This is a genomic window from Streptomyces virginiae (assembly GCF_041432505.1).
Taxonomy (GTDB): domain Bacteria; phylum Actinomycetota; class Actinomycetes; order Streptomycetales; family Streptomycetaceae; genus Streptomyces; species Streptomyces virginiae_A.
The window spans coordinates 4,243,055-4,263,203 of sequence record NZ_CP107871.1 but is presented as its reverse complement, the minus strand read 5'-3'; the positions used below and the strand labels follow the sequence as shown (position 1 = coordinate 4,263,203).

Sequence of the window (20,149 nt, the reverse complement as noted above, 5' to 3'; positions counted from 1 at the left end):
GAGGGTCTCGTCCTTGACGGCCGGGGTGGGCGGGGAGCGGGGCGCTGCTGGCGCGGAAGCTGTGGTTGCCGCGTGTGGCTGCCGGGGTGCTTGGGGCAGGGGAGAGCAAGGCAGGGGCTCCAGGGCGGGGAAGCGGGGGTCTTGTGTTGGGGTCGTTCACGGCGTTCACGCGGGGGGCGTTCACGCGAGCCCCCTTCTAAAGGGGGGCTCGCGCGTGTACGCCTGGGTGCGTGTACGGCGTGTACGCCTCCGTGATCGTGTGACCTGCGGTTTTGTGGTGAGCGTGCACGCCTGCGGCGGGTTGTGGGCCTGTGCGTGCGGGAGGGGCGCGTGTACGCCTGCGTGAACGCTCCGCAGGGGCCGGCGCGGGGGTTAGCCGACGGCGGTGAGGTGGCGGGCAGAGGGGTAGTAGCGGGCCTGCTGGCCGCCTCCGGTCCCTCCGGCGATGCCGTCGGCCTTCGTTGCCAGGCCACTGTCGACGAGCCGACCGAGGTGGCGTCGTGCCTTTTCGATGTCGGCGCGGTCGGGGTCGCCGCCGCCGATGAGGATGGTTGCCAGGTCGCGTGCGGACAGTCCGCCCGGTGCGTTGCGCAACAGGACCGCGGGGTCCTTGGTGGGGTCGACGATGGTGGTGCCGCGCACGTGGTCGTGGGTGACGTCCAAGGGGCCGATCTCACCGGTGGGGGTCTTGAGGTGATGCAGGGTGACGGCGGGGTCGCCGGCCTTTCCGGTGACGAACAGGACACTGCCCGCGCCGGAGACGTACCAGGTGGAGCCGTAGACCTGGTCCAGGCTGGGGCGCTGGCCGCGCGGCGCGTCGGCGCTGGCCTTGCGCTGGTGGTGCAGCTCCATGATTTCCACGCCGCCGCGCAGGGCCCGGTTTCGGGCGTTGTGGAAGGCGACCGCGAGGCTGTCGTCGACCATCGTGCTGACCGCGTCCTTGAGGCTGTCGATCACGATGGTGTCGGCCTGGTGGGCGGCGGCGAGGTCGGCGAGGAGGTCGGGCTCCTTGTCGAGGGTGGCGGGCAGTGGGCCCTCCCAGACCACGAGCCGCTCCCGAAGGATCTTCTCGTCGGTCTGGAAGACGCGGCGGGCCATAGCCTTGGCGATCTGCTTGGGACGGTCCATCGCCAGGTACAGCACCCGTCGGCTGGGCGCGACGGGCATCTCCAGGACGGTCTCCTGCAACCCGAGGCGGGCGAAGACCACCTGATGGGCCAGCGTGGTCTTGCCGACACCCGGAGCGCCGACGATCATCAGGCTCTCGCCGGAGGCCCAGACGGTCTTCTCGCGCGTGCCCCACAAGGGCTCCGTGTCGGCGCCGGTCTCCTTGACGAACGACCATCCGTCTTTGGCGAAGCGGGACAGCCGCCCCTGCCCCGAGGCCAGTGCGCGCTCCCGTTCGGCGCGTACTTCCGCCTCGACCTCGCTGCGTATCGCCTCGGGATCCGCGCCGGGCTCCTGGGCCCGCTGGAGAGTGCGCACGGCGGAGGTCACCAGGCGGCGCAGCTCGGCCTTCTCGCGGACGATCTCCGCGTGGTGCTCCGCGCTGCCGGTGCCGTAGGGCGCGTCGGCGAGCTGGAACACGTAGGCGGGACCGCCGACCCGCTGCAGGTCGCCTTGCTGCTGGAGCAGCTCGGTAAGGACGATCGGGTCGGTGGGACTGTCCTCGCGGCGCTGGGCGAGGAGCGCGCGCCAGATCGTCTCGTGGGCGGGCCGGTAGAAGGCGTCGTCGCCGAGGATGGGCCGGACCGCGTCGATGACGTCGGCTTTGTGCATGCAGGCGCCGAGGACCGCGCGCTCGGCGTCGACGTTGAAGGGCGGATCCAGTGGCGAGGCGCCCTCGCTGAAGTGGGATGGCGTCTGGGGAGGCAGGGTCGTACCCTGGGGCATTGAGCTCCTCACCCGGCTGGCCATATGGGGCGGCAACCCCGGCCGGGCCGGTTCGATCGTTCAGGGATGGGCGGTTTCGAGGGTTCATGCTTGCCCCCGGTGCTTCGCAGCATCGGGGGCTTTTCCATGTCCGTCTGCGTTCCCCGGCGTTCGGGGGTGGACGGACAGCATACCCAGGAGTTTCGATAATGCAATGACTTGCATTCGGCTCCGCAATGGTGTTCACTTCTGACCCTGGCCGCAGTGGACCCCCTGGGGTCACCCTGAAGGGAGGAGGTGGGTATGAGCGGCAAAGAGGGCACGGCACGCGCAGCGGGCCCGGACCGGCCTGTGCCCGAGGACTACGTAGCCGATCGCATCAAGCAGGAACGTGAGGCGCGCGGCTGGAGTACGGTCGCCCTGGCCGAGAAAATGGCCGAGGCCGGTCACCCGGTCAACCAGGCCGCGATCTGGCGCATCGAGAGCGGCAAGCCGCGACGCCGGGTCAATCTCGACGAGGCGCTCGGCTTCTGCCAGGTATTCGACCTCACCATGGACGAGCTGACCGCGCCGCCCATGAAACATGCCGACGCGGCGGTCCGCGGTCTTGTCCGCGAACGCATCGCTAAGAGGGCCGCGCTCGCGCGTGTGCAGCGTGACGCGCAGATCCTGGAACGCGAGCTCGACCACATTGAGTTCGAGCTGAAGCACTTCGCCAGCTACGGCGACGAGCAGAAGGCCGAACTCGAACAGCTGATGCGCCGCGAAGAAGACGCGTGGAAGCGCCAACACCCCTGAATGAGCGCGGGCCACGAGGCCGAGCACGCGGGTAGGCCCGCGACGTTCCGGCTATCGGCAGGACACGCCTCGGTGCCGCTAGCGCCGAGAAACGTGCACCCACGCCTTGCTGCATCAGCACTGCCCATCCCTGAACATCACCACCGGCCTGGTCCGCAAGGGTTGCCGCCCCTGTGACCGCGTGCGCCGGAGGAGGAGCACACCCTTGCCCCAGCACGCCCTGCCCCTTGCCCAGATCGCCCAGCTCCTCGACGTCCCAGAGGACTCGCTCCGCGCGCTCATAGCCGAACGCGGCAGCGACCAGGGCGACACCACCCTCGTCGGCCTCACCGTCGCCGAAGCCGCACGTCGCCTCGGCATCGGCCGCACCAAGCTGTACGAGTACGTCGCCTCAGGGGAGATCGTCTCCGTCAAGATCGGCAGCTTGCGCCGCATCCCAGCAGAGGCGGTGAACGACTTCCTGGCCGGCCGCCTGTCGGCGAGCGACTTCGGGGCCGCCGCGTGACGCGAGCCTCCGCACCGAAGCCCCGCCAGCCCAACGGCGCCTCCACGATCTACCTCGGCAAGGACGGCAGATGGCACGGCCGCGTCACCGTCGGCGTCAAGGACGACGGCACGCCCGACCGACGCCACGTCGGCCGCAAGACCCGCGCCGAGGTCACCAAGGCTGTCCGCGAGCTGGAGCGCCAGCGCGACAAGGGCACAGTCCGCAAGGCCGGGCAGAGCTGGACGCTCGAGACGTGGCTCACCCACTGGGTCGAGAACATCGCCGCAGCCCATGTCTCCGAGAACACCATCGATGGCTACCGCGTTGCGGTGAACCACCACCTCATCCCCGGCCTCGGTGCCCACCGGCTGGAGAAGCTCGAGCCCGAGCACCTGGAGCGCTTCTACAAGAAGATGCAGAACTCCGGCAGCGCTGCCGGCACCGCCCACCAGGTCCACCGCACCGTCCGCACCGCTCTCAACGAAGCGGTCCGTCGCGCCCACCTCACGGTCAACCCGGCCACGATCGCCAAGGCCCCGCGCCTGGAAGAGGAGGAGGTCGAGCCGTACACGGTCGAGGAGGTCCAGCGCCTGCTTGCCGAGGCCGCGAAGCACCGCAACACCGCCCGCTGGGTCATCGCCCTAGCCCTGGGCCTGCGGCAGGGCGAAGTCTTGGGCATGCAGTGGGACGACGTCGACTTCGACCTCGGCGTCATCCGCGTACGCCGTGGCCGGCTGCGACCCCGCTACAAGCACGGCTGCGGTGACCGCTGCGGGCGTAAACCTGGCTTCTGCCCCCAGAAGATCAACACCCGACGCGAGACCAAGAACGCGAAGTCCCGCGCCGGCCAGCGGCCCATCGGCGCTCCCGACGAACTGCTCCAGCTGCTGCGTCAGCAAAAGGAGGAACAGGCCCGCGAGCGTGCCCTTGCCCGCGACCTGTGGACCGAGAAGGGGTACGTCTTCACCTCGCCCATAGGCGAACCTCTGAACCCGAACACGGACTACCACAAGTGGAAGGAGCTGCTGAAGGCTGCAGGCGTCCGCGATGCCCGCCTCCACGACGCCCGCCATACCGCGGCGACGGTCCTGCTCATCCTCGGTGTTTCCGACGCGGTCGTCGACGCGATCATGGGCTGGGAGCCCGGCAAGTCCGCCCGGATGCGCCGCCGCTACCAGCACCTGACGAGCCGCGTCCTCAAGGACACCGCCGCCAAAGTTGGCGGCCTCCTGTGGGGCACGGAGCAGGCTGCGGGAAGTGCCGCGCCGGACGTCGGCCAGAGTCCCGTCCCCGCCGAGCTGGTGGTGCACGTCGCCCATCTCGGCGAGCGGTGCGTTCCCTTCCTCTACCGCGAGAACGCCGACGAGGTCGTCGCACGCTGGAGCGAGGACTGGCCCGACCACCCTGCCGAGGTCGAGGAATGGGACCGCTGGCGATGGGAACATCAGGGCTCCGGCGGCGCGAGCGCCATCCGCGACCGTGTACCGGAGCGGGCCGTGGTCTTCCACGCCCGAGCTCTGTTCCTCCCCGGTGGGGAACGCGCGGCGACCGGGGTCCCGGAGCAGTGGTCGGTGCCGGCCTGGGACTTCGAGACCGACCGCTACGCCGACCGCACCTCGGCCTGGCGCACGGCCCGACGACCCGGCACGGGCCAAGAGGTCGAGGCTCAGGTGCGAGGCACGGACAAGGACGCCGTGGAGGTGGCCTTCGCCGAAGCGTGTGCACAGGCTGTGGACCGCGCACGGCATCCAGGAAAATACGGGGACACTGACGACTGGTAGTGCCCCGGATTGCCGCCCACCGCGGCGAATCAATGGAGTGCCGGCCCGGTGATGCCAGGGTGTACATCGGGCCCACACGCGACGAGGCCCGGCAACCGCCGCAGGTTGCCGGGCCTCAGTGTGTACATCAGTCGACGAGATAGTGGGCTTCGATGTAGGCGACGGTGGAGCCATACGGCTCCCCCACCGGCTTCAACATGTATCGGCGGAAGACCGTGGCGGTGGCACGGCGGACGCCGCGGTTGCGGGCCTCGGCGTTGTCCCATGACTGGGCGAGGGTGCGCTTGACCACCTGGTCGATCTCCTCGGCCAGGTTCCGCTCCGTGACGGTAAGGCCGGACGGTGCGTGGTCGTGGATGATCCGCGACAGGACACCTACATGGTCATCATCCAGCACGACGGCTTCGGCAGGGTGCTTCTCGGCGTTCACGATGGCACGGGCGACTCGGAGTGCTTCGGCCAGGAACTCCAGGGCGTCCTGGGCGTTCTGGATGATCCGGTCCCGCAGCTGCCTGATCCGCTCTGCCAGGGCGGTGTACTTCGCGGACCCCGGTTCGAGGCCCTTCTCGAGGGCGGCCTTGATCTGGTCCAGGATCTCCGCCGCAGACGGCGGCTTCTTGTCCTCGCTGTCGTCCTTGTCGGACTTGGGGCGGACGAGGGCCAGCAGCTCCTTGAGGATGGCGATGCCCTGGGCGTCGAGAACGAGGGGTTCCTCGTGGGAAGCGACCACAGAGAAGGAGTGGACGTGGGCATTGATTATCTCCAGAACCATCGGTCCCAGCTCGCCCAGGCGTTCCTTCCTCTCCTCGTCGGAGGACTTCTTGAACAGGGTCGTGTACGCGGACCCGAACAGGGCGAAACCGTCCCGATACTTGGCGATCCGCTTGTCGGTGTTGATAAGCGGGTACAGACGGGCCAAGAGCCGGTAGTCCTTGGAGAACACCTCGGCGGCGACAGGGTCGGCGTCCAGGAAGACGTTGATGGCTCGCACGGACTCGTATCCATGGACCGTGAGGTCCAGGCCGTCCACGTCCGTGAAGAGGTCTTCGATGTGGGCGAAGGTGTTGCGGAACTCGGCAACCAGCTCGGTCAGATCGGTGACGAACCCTCCCCCCTTGCCAGCGGCCCCCTCCGCGGTGGGGTCGACGACGGCACGCTGGACCTCCTCGGCCAGGCCGATGTAGTCCACGACCACCCCGGAGGTCTTCACGAACCCGGCCGGGGAAACCCAGGTGCGGTTCGGCCGGGTGATCGTCTGGAACAGGTTGTGGGCCTTCAACGGCTTGTCCAGGTAGAGGACGCCCTCGTTCGGGGCGTCGAACCCCGTCATCAGCTTCGCGGTCACCACCAGGAAGCACAACGGATCGTCCGGGGTGAGGAAGCGTCGCTTCTGGTCCTCCTCGTCGGCCTCCGAGAGCTGGTACGGCCGCATGGCGGGGTCCTCGTCCTTGGAGTCCTTGACGTGGACGTTGACCTCGGCGGTGATCCGGTCGTGCTTGCCGACCTCGGCGAGCACCTGCGACGCCTCGAAACCGGTCAGCAGTTCATTGATCTTGTCCGTGTAAGCCACAGCCAGCTCACGGTTGTAAGCCACGACCTGGGCTTTGAGGCCGTTGCGGTAGGCGCCGGCCAGGTAGTGGTCCACGATGTCCTGGCAGACCGTCTGTATGCGTTCGGGGTTGGCGAACACCGAGGTGAGGCGCCCGAACTTGCGGGACAGGGTTTCACGGTCGGGGTCGTCAAGGTCGAATTCGTCGGCGAACTGATCGAATTCAGCCTGCAACGCCTGGTCGTTCATCTCGAAGAGGACCGGATGCGGGTCCAGCACGACCGGGACGGTCGCCTCGTCCTGCAAAGAGCGGGACACCGAGTATCGGTGCAGCACCCTGTCTGGGTCGGCCTCCTCGCCGAAGAGGGCGAAGGTGTCGGTGGCGAGGTTCCTGATAGGGGTGCCGGTCATGCCGAAGAACTTCGCGTGCGGCAACGCTGCACGCATCTGCCCGGCCAGTGAATCCTCTCTGGCGGACTGGGTGCGGTGTGCCTCGTCGACCAGAACGATGACGTTGCCCCGGGTCGACAGGTCCTTGCCGGCTTTAGCGAACTTGTGGACGGTCGTGGAGATGACGCCGCGCACGTCGTTGGCCAGCAGGGAACGCAACTCCTTGCTGTCGGCAGGCTGGTGGAAGTAGGCGTCCCCCATCGCGGAGGTGAACACACCGGAGGTCTGCCTGACGAGCTGGGTCCGGTCCGAGAGCAGGATGATCGTGGGCGACTCGGTACGCGTGTCGGCCAGCAGCAGTGAGGCGGCGAACACCATCAGTAGCGTCTTTCCGCTGCCTTGGTGATGCCAGATCAGACCCTTCTGGCCGTTGGCCAGGACTCGCTCGTGGATCAGATGGGCGGCTTCCATCTGCGGGTAGCGAGGCAGGTACTTCTTGTCCGCTCCGCCCCCGGATGTGTCGAAGAGGGCGAAGTTAGCGAGCATGTCCAGGATGGTGATGGGGTTGAGCAGCAGCTCGACGGAGCGCTGCACGTCCGCCTGCCCGGACAGGTTCTCGTCGTCGGCAGTGGACCGGAACGGCTGCCACTGGTTGATGGGTGCGCCGGCGGCGCCGAACCGAAGTTTCAGCCCGTCGGAGGCGATGGCGAAGACATTGGGGGTGAAGAACCACGGGTACTCGGTGGCGTACACGTCGTTGATCTCGCGCGCGGCGTCGGCCCACCCGGACTTCGCGGTCGGTGACTTCACCTCGACTACTACCAGAGGAAGGCCGTTCACCCAGTACACGAGGTCGAAACGGCGAGGGGTCTTGCCGGGGACGGTTATTGTCACCTCGTCCGAGACGACCAGCGTGTTGGCGGTCGGGTGCTCGAAATCGATGACCTTCAAGGCGTGCCACACGCCGTCGGCGCCCCGGAACTCCTTGTGCCCTCGCAGCAGTTTCAGCACCTGCTCGTTGGCCCGCACCAGCCCGCCGTCGACGGCGTTGACCGTGGCGATGATCTCCTCAACCACCGCGTCCACATCGAACCCGTCGATCACCCCAGGGTTGAGCCGCACGATGGCGTCCCGCAGCTGGCCGACGACCACCGTCTGCGTCGTCTCACGCGACAGCGACCGGCCCGCTGTATAGCCCCAACCCATAGGGAGGGACCACTGGATCATCAGGTTCTGGAACTCGCGCTCCCGAACGCCCTTCGGCACGGCTTAGACCTCCAACTTGGCGGACTTGATGTCGATGGTGCGGTCCAGCAGACCCGAAAGGAGGGCTGCCCGAGTGGCACGAAGGCTGGCAGCCTCGGCTGCTAGGGCACGAGATTCAGCTCGGAGCGCGCCTAGCGCAGTCCCGAAAGACTGGTTCTCCGTCGAGCTCCAAGGAACTTTCGTCGAACGAATCAGACCCATGTTCAACGAAGGCACGGCGCCCGGACGGACCAGATCCGAGAGCGCGAAGCTCTCTATGACCGCCAGCAGATACTCCGAGTTCGTCCCTTCCCCGGGCGTGATGATGAGGTGGTTCTCATCCAGCGCTCCAGGGGTATCCACGATCCGCTTCTTCTCGGTGAGAATGGCTGCCCCTACCCTCGGAAATGTCACCGCGCCAGCTTCGACCACGACCCCGCCGTTCTCAGCTACCTCCGAGAGCGTGAGCCTAGTATCGGCAAGGGTGTAACCGAAATCGTTCCCGGGGCCGGTCATGTCCGCAATCTTGTACCAAGAAACCTCGCCCGTTCGCTTGCCCTGGAACTCTTTCGGAAGTCCCTTCCCCTGCGACACAACTCCTAGGCTTCCAAGGGGTGTTTCCTCGATATCGGCAGACCTTCCGACCATACCCGTACGGACTCTAACGACGGCGTCAACCTCGGCTTCGAGTGCTGCGATCTGGTCATCGACCGCGTCGAGCATCTCGACGATCCGCGCTTGCGACTCACGAGGTGGGATCGGCAGTTGGATCTGCAAGAGTTGCTCTGGGTTGAGGCGCTTGCGTCGTTGAACTGTCCCGCTCACTCGGTTCTTCATTTCTGCCCACAGTTGCGGTGAGCGGCAGACGTGCCTCATCCAGTCGGGCATCAGTTCTGGGCCAAGCGTAAACGTAGGGAACTCGTTGCTGACGACGAATCCATCGAACTCGGCAGGTACTACGGTGATCGGGCCTTCCCACGCGGTCAGTTTTCGCATCACGACCTGGTCGGCGCGCAGCACGTTCATTGCTGCGTACTCTGTATCTCCGCCGTCGAGGTCACCCTTAGCGACAACCCCCTTTCCTGCATTCAGGACCCCGGCTAGGCGGTAGGTAGTTGCAGGCTTCATCGGTGTGCGCTGGATGTCGAGGCGCATCACCTCCCCGAGCGGGCGAAGCGGATAATCGTCACTCATCGAAGCACTCGATCCCTGCGGCGGAACGGCTGCCTTGCGGCGCACAGGAGTCTCCAGGTCGCCGAGGCTGATCTGCTGCCAGTCACTCATCGAAGCCCTCGATGCCAGCGGCAGAGAGGACCGCGAGCATGCGCTGCTCGGTCTTTTGGCGCTCGGCCCGGGCGATGTTGTAGGCGTCGATGAGGGTGCCGAGGTCCTCCTGCTCGGCGGCGGCATGCTTGATGTAGCGGCCGATGTTGAGGTCGTACCCATTCGCGACGATCTCTGTGGCGGGGATGAACCGCGCCGAGAGGCCGGCACCTCCGTCGCCGTCGAAGTCTGAGTGGTAGGCGGTCACGATGTCGGTGATGTCTACATCAGTGAGGACGTGGCGGTTCTTGGCTTTGGTGAACCGTGTGGAGGCGTCGATGAACAGCACGCCGTCTTGCCGCCCCGGGTTCTTGGTGCCGGGGGCACGGAATACGAGGACGCAGGTGGGAATCGTCGTGCTGTAAAAGAGGTTCGCGGGCAGCCCGATCACGGCTTCCAGGAGGTCGTCGTCCAGGACGCGCTGGCGGATGGCTGCCTCCTGGCCGCCTCGGAAGAGGACGCCGTGCGGCAGGACGACGCCGGCACGGCCCTTCTTCGGGTCCATGCTGGCGATCATGTGCTGCACGAAGGCCCAGTCCGCCGACGACTGTGGGGCGACCCCTCCGATGGCGCGCGGGTCGTTGGTCCAGGGCTTCCACTTCAGGCTGTAGGGCGGATTGGCGACGATCACGTCGAATTGCTTGACGGACCCGTCCGGCTTCTTGAAGCGGGGGTCCCTCAGGGTGTCGCCGACCTCGACCTTGAACTCGGTCAGGTTGTGCATGAAGAGGTTCATGCGGGCCACACCTGCGGTGTCCGTTACCGCTTCCTGCCCGTTGAGGCTGAGCGTGTATCCCCGCCCGCCGTGAGATTTCAGCAGGCTCGCGGCGGCAATGAGCATGCCGCCCGACCCGCAGGTCGGGTCGTAGACCGACTCGTGGTTCTTGGGGTCCAGCAGTTCGATGATCAGCTCGACGACCTCGCGCGGGGTGAAGAACTGGCCAGCACGGGTACCGGACCCGTCGGAGAACCGCTTCAGGAGGTACTCGTACGCTCCACCGAGCACGTCGTGGGACATGTTGCCCTCGTGCATTTTCGGGGCGCGGTCCATCGCCCGCATGACCGACGCCAGCACCTCCCCCGGCAGCACCGCTTCGGAGGTCCAGGTCATGGACCCGAACAGACGGGAGAACTTGTCAGGGTTGGCCGACTCGATGGCCTGGAGGGATGCACGAACCCGCTGGCCGAGGCCGTGCTGGGCGACGGTGGCGAGGATGGACGACCAAGAGGCGCGACGTTCCTGGACCGTGCCAGCGTGGATGAACGGAATCTCGAACGACTGGTGGTCGCGGTATTCGATCTCGTGGGCTTCCTCGGCGGAGAGGCCGTCCAAACCCTCGTACTGGGCCAGGAACTCCTGGTGGTTGTGCTCCCAGGTGTCCGACAGGTACTTCCAGAACATCAGCGGGAAGACCACCGAGGAGTACTGCGCTTCGGGCATCGCCACGCGCAGCTCGTCGGCGGCGTCCCACAAGCGGTTCTCGATCTCCTGCTGGGTCACTGCCATCAGATGAGGGTGTCCTTGCTCGTCAAGAGGGTGGCGGTCTGGAAGCCGTGGTGTTGCCGCTGGGCATCCTATTTTGTCCCTCCGACAGTGGGGCGTGGTCAGCCTTTCTGCTGGCGGGTTCAGGTCGACGGAGGCCGGCGGCAAAGGTGGGCCAGTGGGTGGTGAGGAGCACACATGCGCGGCGGTGGGACGCCATGGAGCAACATCCACGCTGAGCGTCGAGCGCGGGAAGCGCAGGACGAGGCGCAGAGGAGGCCCCGGCTCTCACTCGATGCCCCGATCCTTGAGAAGGGCCGACACCGGAGTCTGCCCGCAGAGGTTCAGGGCTGTCCGCCCTGCGCAACTGAGACCAAAACTGAGACCACACACGTCGAAGGGCCCCACCGCGAACGGTGGGGCCCTTCGACATCGTGCCCGGTGAGGCACTGGCGGAGGATACGAGATTCGAACTCGTGAGGGGTTGCCCCCAACACGCTTTCCAAGCGTGCGCCCTAGGCCACTAGGCGAATCCTCCGCCGCAAACAATACAAGACGTTGAGGGGTGCTCGCGAACGTGATCGTCGGGCGGAGGGCGGGTGGGGGTCCGGCTCGATTCCGGGGGCTTCCATCCGCTAGGGTGGGGCCAGCCCCTCACGTGGCGCTATCTCACCGAACTCCCCCAGGGCCGGAAGGCAGCAAGGGTAAGTGGGCTCTGGCGGGTGCGTGGGGGGCGCTTTGCGTTCCGGGCACCGCCTCGGACACCGTCCTGGACGGCCTTCAAGGGCTTCGGCGGGCCGCTGATGTCGGTGGGCCCGGATAACCTCGTATACGTGTCGTCCCTTGCGCTGTACCGCCGCTATCGCCCCGAGTCGTTCGCCGAGGTCATCGGGCAGGAGCATGTCACTGCCCCGCTGATGCAGGCCCTGCGGAACAACCGGGTCAATCACGCGTACCTGTTCAGCGGGCCGCGCGGCTGCGGAAAGACCACCAGCGCGCGCATCCTCGCCCGGTGCCTGAACTGTGAGCAGGGTCCCACCCCCACCCCCTGCGGGGAGTGCCAGTCCTGCCAGGACCTCGCCAGGAACGGGCCGGGGTCCATCGACGTCATCGAGATCGACGCCGCGTCGCACGGTGGTGTGGACGATGCCCGTGACCTGCGCGAGAAGGCATTCTTCGGACCGGCGTCCAGCCGCTACAAGATCTACATCATCGATGAGGCCCACATGGTCACCTCGGCGGGCTTCAACGCCCTGCTGAAGGTGGTCGAGGAGCCGCCGGAGCACCTCAAGTTCATCTTCGCCACCACGGAGCCGGAGAAGGTGATTGGGACCATCCGGTCCAGGACGCACCACTACCCCTTCCGGCTGGTGCCGCCCGGCACCCTCCGGGACTACCTGGGCGAGGTCTGCGGGCGCGAGGGCGCCAAGGTCGAGGACGGGGTGCTGCCGCTGGTCGTGCGCGCCGGCGCCGGTTCCGTGCGTGACTCGATGTCCGTCATGGACCAGCTGCTCGCCGGCGCCGCCGAAGACGGTGTGACGTATGCCATGGCCACCTCGCTGCTCGGCTACACCGACGGTTCGCTGCTCGACTCCGTCGTCGACGCCTTCGCCGCCGGCGACGGGGCGGCCGCGTTCGAGGTCGTCGACCGGGTCGTGGAGGGCGGGAACGACCCGCGCCGGTTCGTCGCCGACCTGCTGGAGCGGCTGCGCGACCTGGTGATCCTGGCCGCCGTGCCGGACGCCGGGGAGAAGGGGCTGATCGACGCCCCCGCCGATGTCGTCGAGCGGATGCAGGCCCAGGCGTCCGTGTTCGGGGCCGCCGAGCTGTCGCGCGCAGCCGATCTGGTCAACACCGGGCTCACTGAGATGCGCGGCGCGACCTCGCCCCGGCTGCAGCTGGAGCTGATCTGCGCCCGGGTGCTGCTGCCCGCCGCCTTCGACGACGAGCGGTCCTTCCAGGCCCGGCTCGACCGGTTGGAGCGCAGCGGTCCGCCCGCCGCCGCCTTCGCCGCGCCGCCGGTCGCCGCGCCCGCCATGGGATACGTGCCCGGGCCCGAGGCGCACGCCATGGCGCCCGCCGGTCCCGGTGGGGGTGCCGCCGCCGCACGTGCCGCGGCCCCCGCGCCCACTCCTGCGCCCGCTCCGGCGCAGGCTCCCGAACCGGTTCCGGCCACTCCGGCGGCTGCGGTTCCCGCGCCCGCCCCGGCCCAGGCCCCGGCCGCCCCCGCCCCCGGCGCCTGGCCCGGCGCCGCGCAGCCCGGGAGCGGCGCTCCCGGTGCGTGGCCCGGAGCCGCGGCCCCGGCGCCCGCCGCGGGTGCCTGGCCCTCAGCGTCCGCCCCGGCCCCCGCCCCCGCTCCCGCGCCCGTGGCCCCGGCCGCCACCCCCGCCCCGGCCGCCGCGGCGCCTTCCCCCGGCATGGCCGCCGGAGCCGGACAGGTGCAGGCGATGTGGCCCGGCGTGCTGGAGGCCGTCAAGAACCGCCGCCGCTTCACCTGGATCCTGCTCAGCCAGAACGCCCAGGTCACCGGCTTCGACGGAACCACCCTCCAGCTGGGCTTCCCCAATGTCGGAGCCCGCGACAACTTCGCCAGCAGCGGCAGCGAGGACGTCCTCAAGGCGGTTCTGGCCGAGCAGTTCCAGGTCAACTGGAAGATCGACGCCGTCATCGGCGGCGGCTCCCCGGCCCCGGTCCAGACCGCCTCGTACGGCTCCTCGTACGGGGCTCCGGCCGCCCCCGCCCCCGCCTACAACCCGCCGCCGGCGCAGCAGCCGCAGCAACCGTCCGCCCAGCAGACCCCGCCCGCCCAGCACCCGCAGCAGCAGCCGCCGTCCCAGCACTCGGCTCCCGCCCCGCAGCCCCCCGTACAGCAGGCGCCCCCGCCGGTGGCCCCCGAGGACGACTTCGCCGAGGAGGACGATCCCGACCTCGTCGAGAGCGCCCTGACCGGACACGACCTCATCGTGCGCGAGCTCGGAGCCACCGTTGTGGAGGAATACACGAATGAGTAGCCGCTCCTGAATTGGGTGGCCGCACGAAGCCGACCGCGCCGTCCCGGCTAGGCTGAGCAGCGTGAAGGTCCTCGTCATCGGCGGCGGCGCCCGCGAACATGCCCTGTGCCGCTCTCTGTCCCTCGACCCCGCCGTCTCCGCCCTGTACTGCGCTCCCGGCAACGCCGGTATCGCCGACGTGGCCACGCTGCGCCCGGTCGACGCCCTAGACGGTGCTGCCGTCGCGACTCTCGCCACCGAACTCGCCGCCGACCTGGTCGTCGTCGGCCCGGAGGCCCCGCTGGTCGCCGGCGTCGCCGACGCCGTGCGCGCCGCCGGGATCCCCGTCTTCGGCCCGTCCGCCGAGGCCGCCCAGCTCGAAGGCTCCAAGGCCTTCGCGAAGGACGTGATGGCCGCGGCCGGGGTCCCGACCGCGCGCAGCTACGTCTGCACCACCCCCGAAGAGGTGGACGAGGCCCTCGACGCCTTCGGCGCCCCGTACGTCGTCAAGGACGACGGTCTGGCCGCCGGCAAGGGCGTCGTGGTCACCGACGACCTGGCCGCCGCCCGCGCGCACGCCCTCGCCTGCGACCGGGTGGTCATCGAGGAGTACCTCGACGGCCCCGAGGTCTCCCTCTTCGCCATCACCGACGGCGTCACCGTGGTCCCGCTCCAGCCGGCGCAGGACTTCAAGCGCGCCCTGGACGGCGACGCGGGCCCCAACACCGGCGGCATGGGCGCGTACTCCCCGCTGCCCTGGGCCGACCCGAAGCTGGTCGACGAGGTCATGGAGCTGGTCCTCCAGCCGACCGTCGACGAGCTCCGCCGCCGCGGCACACCCTTCTCCGGTCTGCTCTACGCGGGCCTCGCGATCACCGGTCGCGGTACCCGGGTCATCGAGTTCAACGCCCGCTTCGGCGACCCCGAGACCCAGGTCGTGCTGGCCCGGCTGCGCACCCCGCTGGCCGGCGTCCTGCTGAACGCCGCCAACGGCACCCTGGACGCGCTGCCCCCGCTCGTCTGGCGCGACGACGCCGCCGTCACGGTGGTCATCGCCTCCCACAACTACCCGGAGACCCCCCGCACCGGCGACCCGATCGAGGGCCTGCTCGAGGTGGCCGCCGAGGACGAGCCCGATGCGTACGTGCTGCACGCCGGGACCCGGCGCGAGGGCAACACGGTGGTCAGCGCGGGCGGCCGCGTGCTGTCGGTGACGGCGACCGGTTCCGACCTGGCGCAGGCGCGCGCGAAGGCGTATAAGGCGGTGGCGCGCATCCGTCTCGACGGCTCGCAGCACCGTACGGACATCGCGGCCAAGGCGGCCGAGGGTCGCTGACCAGCCGCTCCACGGACCCGCGGGCCCGGTGCGCACCTCGTGCGCCCGGGCCCGCGGGCGTGTCCGCGTGCGACTGCATCCGGCCGCGTTCGAACGCACCCACCTTTACCCAAAGCCATTCCATCGGGTGATCGTCACCCGGTCCGCCTGACGCCCGCGCGTGCCCCAACTAGGGTGCGATGCCAAGCATTCCGGCACTTGGCCCACCGGCATTGCGATGTCGGTGGCGGGTGTCACAGTGGGGGAGTGAGCAACGTCGCCGCAGGGCAGAGGGGGTGAGGTCCGGCCGTGTCCGGAACCGGTTCGATCATGGAAGCGAACGTGCCGTCCGCGCGTTCCCGCGCTCTGGCCGTGCTGCGCGTGCGCAGCAGGGCCTCGGCCGTCGGGCTGCTGCCCGCCGCCCTCGCGGTGGTGCTGGTGGCCGCCCGGGCGACGGGCCGGCTGGCCGGTGATCCCTGGCCCACGGTGACTCTCGTCGTATGTGTGGTCGCCGTGCTGGTGCTGCTCGTCGGTGGCGCCTTCGCCGCGGTGGTGCTGCGGGCGAGTCCCGCCGTGACGCCGACCGTGCCGCTCTCGGAGGCCGCCGCGCCCGATCTCTACCGGCTGGTGCGGGACCTGGCCGACCGGATGGACGTGCCGCCGCCCTCCGCGATAGCCCTGACCCCGGACTGCGACAGCTGGCTGGAGGACCGCAGTCACGCGGCCCACCGACGCGGCGCCGCCCGCGTCCTCGGCGGCGCGCCCGGACCCGTCGGGCCCGAGTCCGAGCCCGGCGCGGCCCCGGTGCTGGTGATCGGCTCGCCCTTCATGTGGTGGATGCGGGTCGCGGAGCTCCGGGCGGTCCTCGCGCCCGTCGTCGCCGGTACGGGCCCTTCCGCGCACCCGGACATAGCCGACGCGCGCGGTTTTGTACGGGGCCTGGACGCGGCCGTGGACGTGGGCGGTCGGCGCGGCCTCGGTTGGATCGCGGCCCCGGCCCGGCTGCTGCTGCGGCTGTGCCGGACCGACGCCGCCGAGATGGAGCGCGGGGTGGCCGCGGCCGCCTCGGAGCGTGCCCAGGGTGTGGACTACGGGCTGCGCATCGTCGCCCAGGAGCAGGTCGGCCTCGCCTACGCGGGCTGGGACCGGCTGCTGACCCGGGTCGCGCTGCCCGCCTGGCGGATGGGCCGCTGGCCGGCGCACCTGGACGCCGGGGTGGTCTCCGCGCTGACCGAGCTGTCCCGGCGGGACCGGCTCGCCGAGGGGTTCACCTCGCGGCTGGGCGAGCGCCCCGCCTGTGACCTGCTGGAGCAGCCCGGGTTGATCGACGAGGCGACCTCGCTGCTGGCCGCGCGGCTCTTCCATGGCGGTCCGGCCGAGGCCGGGCCGGACTGGTCGCCGGTGGACTGGGCGGAGTATCCGGAGGAGGTCGTGGACCGCAAGTGGCGGACGGAGGCGGCCCGGCTGCACGCCGCGCTGGACGCCCTGGCCGTTCCGGCGGGACGGCCCGCGAGCCCTTCGGCCCCGGCATCCCCGGCATCCCCGGCATCCCCCGCGGCCCCTGCGGCCCCCGTGTCTCCCGCGTCCCCTGCGGCCCGGCCCGGCTCCCAGGGCCCCTCAGGAGCCGCCGGAGCGGCCGGTCCCGCCACGTTGGCGGCCGCCGACTCCCCCTCCCCCACCGCGGACGCGTTCGCCGGCCCCACCCTGGAGCGGGTGCTGGGCTACCTCACGGACGGCGGCGGTGAGGGCGCGGCCGGCGAGGCGCTGGCCGGCCGGATCACCGGTGAGCTGGCCCGCGAGGAGCGGGCGGCCGGTCCGGCCGCCGGGGCCGGGAAGGCGCGCGGCGCGGACACCCTCCCGCTGTTCCCGCTCCAGCCGCCGCGCAGCGGCCGGGACCTGCTGGCCGATCACGTCACGGCGATGGTGTGCTGCGCGGCCGTGGACTCGGCCGGGGCCACCCCGGGGCTGGACTGGCTCGACGGGCCGGTCCTGCTGGTGGGCGGCGACCGCCGTTCGGACCTGGCCCCGCGGGTGCTGTGCCTGGTCGAGGACGGGAACCCGGAGCCGCTGCGGGACTGGCTCTCGGCGCTGGGCGTCCGCACGGAGAAGCCGGTCCGCCTGGTCTGAGGCGGGTCGATGCGCCTCCCCGGGAGGGCTACGGCTCGTACGGGCAGCCGGACGTCAATGTTCCGTTCCCGTCAATTCGCGACGAACAGTGACGGGCTGCGTGCGTTATGTGATGTGCTGGGACCGGTCGCGGCTGGATGTCCTGGAGCGGGTGCCGAAAAGTACCTCCTCGGCTGAGCCGGGAGCCGCGCACGGAGGCGATGTACGCCCGTTCGGGGGGTCGAGGGAGGGGAGCGGTCATGGGTGCGGACCAGATCCGGCGTTGGGAGTCAGGCGCGCTCGCGCACGCGGTGTCCGACCCCTTCGGGCAGGGCCCCCTGCCCTGGTTCCGGGGCAGCGAGCTCTACTTCGACGACACCGGCCACGTCGTGCCCTGGTACGTGGACCCGGCCGCCGCGGCCGCCGGCACCGGCCAGATCCCCCGCGCCCGCGGCAACGGCGGTCCGCGCACCGCCGACGACGTGCACCGGCAGATCAAGGGTTTCGCCTCCACCGGCGGGGTGGCCCCCGGCGAGGCCATCGACTTCCACATCACCGTCGATCCGCCCCAGCAGTTCTCCGTCGACGTCTACCGGATCGGCCACTACGGCGGCGACGGAGCCTCCAAGATCACCACCAGCCCCCGGCTGTCCGGCATCGTCCAGCCGGCCCCGCTCGCCGCCGACCGGACCGTCTCCTGTCACCACTGGTGGCTGTCCTGGCGGCTCCAGGTCCCCTCGTACTGGAGCGTCGGCGCGTACGTCGCGGTGCTCACCACCGCCGACGGCTACCGCTCCCACATCCCCTTCACGGTCCGCGACGACCACCCCGCCGACCTCCTGCTGCTGCTCCCCGACATCACCTGGCAGGCCTACAACCTCTACCCGGAGGACGGCCGCAGCGGCGCCAGCCTCTACCACGCCTGGGACGAGCAGGGCCGACTGCTGGGCGAGCAGGACGCCGCCGTCACCGTGTCCTTCGACCGCCCCTACGCGGGCGCGGGCCTGCCCCTGCACGTGGGCCACGCCTACGACTTCATCCGCTGGGCCGAGCGCTACGGCTACGACATCGCCTACGCCGACACCCGCGACCTGCACGCCGGCCGCGTCGACCCCACCCGCTACCGCGGTCTGGTCTTCCCCGGCCACGACGAGTACTGGTCGGCCCCCATGCGCCGTACCGTCGAACGTGCCCGCCGGCACGGCACCTCGCTCGTCTTCCTCTCCGCCAACACCATGTACTGGCAGGTCGAGCTCGGCCCGTCCCCCTCCGGGGTCGACGACCGGCTCCTCACCTGCCGAAAACGGCGCGGCCCGGGCCGCCCCAGCCTGTGGCGCGAGGTCGACCGTCCGGAGCAGCAGCTGCTCGGCATCCAGTACGCGGGCCGGGTCCCCGAACCCGCGCCCCTGATCGTGCGCAACGCCAGGCACTGGCTGTGGGACTCCACCGGCGCGGGCGAGAACGACGAGCTGCCCGGCCTGGTCGCGGGTGAGGCCGACCGGTACTTCCCCCGCACCCAGCTGCCCGAGCACCAGGACCGGATCCTGCTGGCGCACTCCCCGTACCTCGACAGCGAGGGCGCCCGCCGGCACCAGGAGACCTCCCTCTACCGGGCGCCCAGCGGCGCGCTGGTCTTCGCCTCCGGCACCTTCGCCTGGTCCCCGGCCCTCGACCGGCCCGGTCACGTCGACGAGCGGGTGCAGCGGGCCACGGCCAATCTCCTCGACCGGATCTGCAAGCACGACTGACCCCACGGACGGCCCGCCACCGACCCCACGGACGCCCCGCCGCCGGCCCCGCGATCGACCCGCGGCACGGACCCCTGTCCACAGGTGGGGACACAGGTGCGCGAGAATCGGGGTGCGCTTCATACAGAACCACAGGGAGACCCCGTGTCCGGATTCGTCGAAAAGCCCGAGCCGGTTCAGGTTCCGGGCCTCGTCCACCTCCACACCGGCAAGGTGCGCGACCTCTACCGTGACGAGGACGGCCGCCTCGTCATGGTCGCCAGCGACCGCATGTCCGCCTTCGACTGGGTGCTGCCCACCGAGATCCCGGACAAGGGCCGCGTCCTGACCCAGCTCTCCCTGTGGTGGTTCGACCAGCTCGCGGACCTCGTCCCGAACCACGTCATCTCCACCGACCTGCCCGCCGGCGCCCCCGCCGACTGGGCCGGTCGCACCCTGATCTGCCGCAACCTCGACATGGTCCCGGTGGAGTGCGTGGCCCGCGGCTACCTCGCCGGCTCCGGCCTCGCCGAGTACAACGAGACCCGCACGGTCTGCGGGCTCGCCCTCCCCGAGGGGCTCGTGGACGGCTCCGAGCTGCCCGCCCCGATCTTCACCCCGGCCGCCAAGGCCGCCGTCGGCGAGCACGACGAGAACGTCTCCTACGAGGAGGTCGCGCGCACCACCGGCCCCGAGACGGCGGCGCTGCTGCGCCAGACCACCCTCGCCGTCTACGGCCGGGCCCGGGACATCGCGCGCGAGCGCGGGATCATCCTGGCCGACACCAAGTTCGAGTTCGGTTTCGACCCGAAGGACGGCACCCTGGTCGCCGCCGACGAGGTGCTGACCCCGGACTCTTCCCGCTTCTGGCCGGCCGACCGGTGGGAGCCGGGCCGCTCGCAGCCCTCCTTCGACAAGCAGTACGTCCGCGACTGGCTGTCCTCCCCGGCCTCCGGCTGGGACCGCAAGGGCGAGCTCCCGCCGCCGGCCCTCCCGGCCGAGGTCGTCGCCCGGACCAGCGCCAAGTACATCGAGGCCTTCGAGCGCCTCACCGGCCAGTCCTGGTCGTAGGGACGAGAGAAG

At 69.9% G+C, this 20,149-nt stretch carries 12 protein-coding genes, 1 tRNA gene and 1 other RNA gene; 9 read left to right on the top strand and 5 right to left on the bottom strand.

Annotation, left to right across the window (positions count from 1 at the left end; translation table 11 throughout):
• Positions 1-372: 372 nt before the first annotated feature.
• Positions 373-1,893 (bottom strand): DnaB-like helicase N-terminal domain-containing protein, encoded by a 1,521-nt coding sequence (locus OG624_RS19850; protein ID WP_371639658.1) that lies wholly within the window; start codon positions 1,891-1,893, stop codon positions 373-375.
• Positions 1,894-2,175: 282 nt separating this feature from the next.
• Here OG624_RS19850 and OG624_RS19845 point away from each other — a divergent pair, with 282 nt between their 5' ends.
• From OG624_RS19845 to OG624_RS19835, 3 genes are all read left to right on the top strand, one after another.
• A complete protein-coding gene (locus OG624_RS19845) occupies positions 2,176-2,670 on the top strand; it encodes a helix-turn-helix transcriptional regulator (protein ID WP_371639657.1) in 495 nt (164 codons plus the stop codon).
• Positions 2,671-2,875: 205 nt separating this feature from the next.
• Positions 2,876-3,175, top strand: a complete 300-nt coding sequence (locus OG624_RS19840; protein ID WP_371639656.1) for a helix-turn-helix domain-containing protein — start codon at positions 2,876-2,878, stop codon at positions 3,173-3,175.
• The gene (locus OG624_RS19835) at positions 3,172-4,938 is read left to right on the top strand and encodes a tyrosine-type recombinase/integrase (protein WP_371639655.1); all 1,767 of its coding nucleotides are present in this window, start codon (positions 3,172-3,174) and stop codon (positions 4,936-4,938) included. Before OG624_RS19840 ends, OG624_RS19835 begins: the two co-directional genes overlap by 4 nt.
• 127 nt (positions 4,939-5,065) lie before the next feature.
• Here the strand turns inward: OG624_RS19835 and OG624_RS19830 are convergent, their stop codons facing one another.
• The 4 genes from OG624_RS19830 to OG624_RS19815 form a co-directional block, all read right to left on the bottom strand.
• A complete protein-coding gene (locus OG624_RS19830; protein ID WP_371639654.1) occupies positions 5,066-8,143 on the bottom strand; it encodes a type I restriction endonuclease subunit R in 3,078 nt (1,025 codons plus the stop codon).
• A 3-nt stretch (positions 8,144-8,146) separates the two neighbouring features.
• Positions 8,147-9,406, bottom strand: a complete 1,260-nt coding sequence (locus tag OG624_RS19825) for a restriction endonuclease subunit S (protein WP_371639653.1) — start codon at positions 9,404-9,406, stop codon at positions 8,147-8,149.
• Positions 9,399-10,952, bottom strand: a complete 1,554-nt coding sequence (locus OG624_RS19820) for a type I restriction-modification system subunit M (RefSeq protein WP_371639652.1) — start codon at positions 10,950-10,952, stop codon at positions 9,399-9,401. The genes OG624_RS19825 and OG624_RS19820 overlap by 8 nt, the downstream gene beginning before the upstream one ends.
• A 426-nt stretch (positions 10,953-11,378) precedes the next feature.
• Positions 11,379-11,466: transfer RNA gene (locus OG624_RS19815), tRNA-Ser, on the bottom strand.
• A 107-nt stretch (positions 11,467-11,573) separates the two neighbouring features.
• Here OG624_RS19815 and ffs point away from each other — a divergent pair.
• The 6 genes from ffs to OG624_RS19785 all read left to right on the top strand — a co-directional run bounded on the left by ffs (position 11,574) and on the right by OG624_RS19785 (position 20,137).
• Positions 11,574-11,672, top strand: an RNA gene (gene ffs / locus OG624_RS19810) — signal recognition particle sRNA small type.
• Positions 11,673-11,761: 89 nt separating this feature from the next.
• Positions 11,762-13,939 carry a DNA polymerase III subunit gamma and tau gene (locus OG624_RS19805; protein WP_371639651.1) on the top strand — a complete coding sequence of 726 codons (2,178 nt, stop codon included), beginning with the start codon at positions 11,762-11,764 and terminating at the stop codon, positions 13,937-13,939.
• A gap of 61 nt (positions 13,940-14,000) precedes the next feature.
• Complete coding sequence (gene purD / locus OG624_RS19800) at positions 14,001-15,254, top strand: phosphoribosylamine--glycine ligase (protein WP_033223391.1); 1,254 nt, start codon at positions 14,001-14,003, stop codon at positions 15,252-15,254.
• 309 nt (positions 15,255-15,563) lie between these two features.
• Positions 15,564-17,360 (top strand): hypothetical protein, encoded by a 1,797-nt coding sequence (locus OG624_RS19795; protein ID WP_371639650.1) that lies wholly within the window; start codon positions 15,564-15,566, stop codon positions 17,358-17,360.
• A gap of 239 nt (positions 17,361-17,599) precedes the next feature.
• Positions 17,600-19,087, top strand: a complete 1,488-nt coding sequence (locus OG624_RS19790; protein ID WP_033223392.1) for a N,N-dimethylformamidase beta subunit family domain-containing protein — start codon at positions 17,600-17,602, stop codon at positions 19,085-19,087.
• Between the two features lie 144 nt (positions 19,088-19,231).
• Complete coding sequence (locus tag OG624_RS19785; protein ID WP_033223393.1) at positions 19,232-20,137, top strand: phosphoribosylaminoimidazolesuccinocarboxamide synthase; 906 nt, start codon at positions 19,232-19,234, stop codon at positions 20,135-20,137.
• Positions 20,138-20,149: the final 12 nt, after the last annotated feature.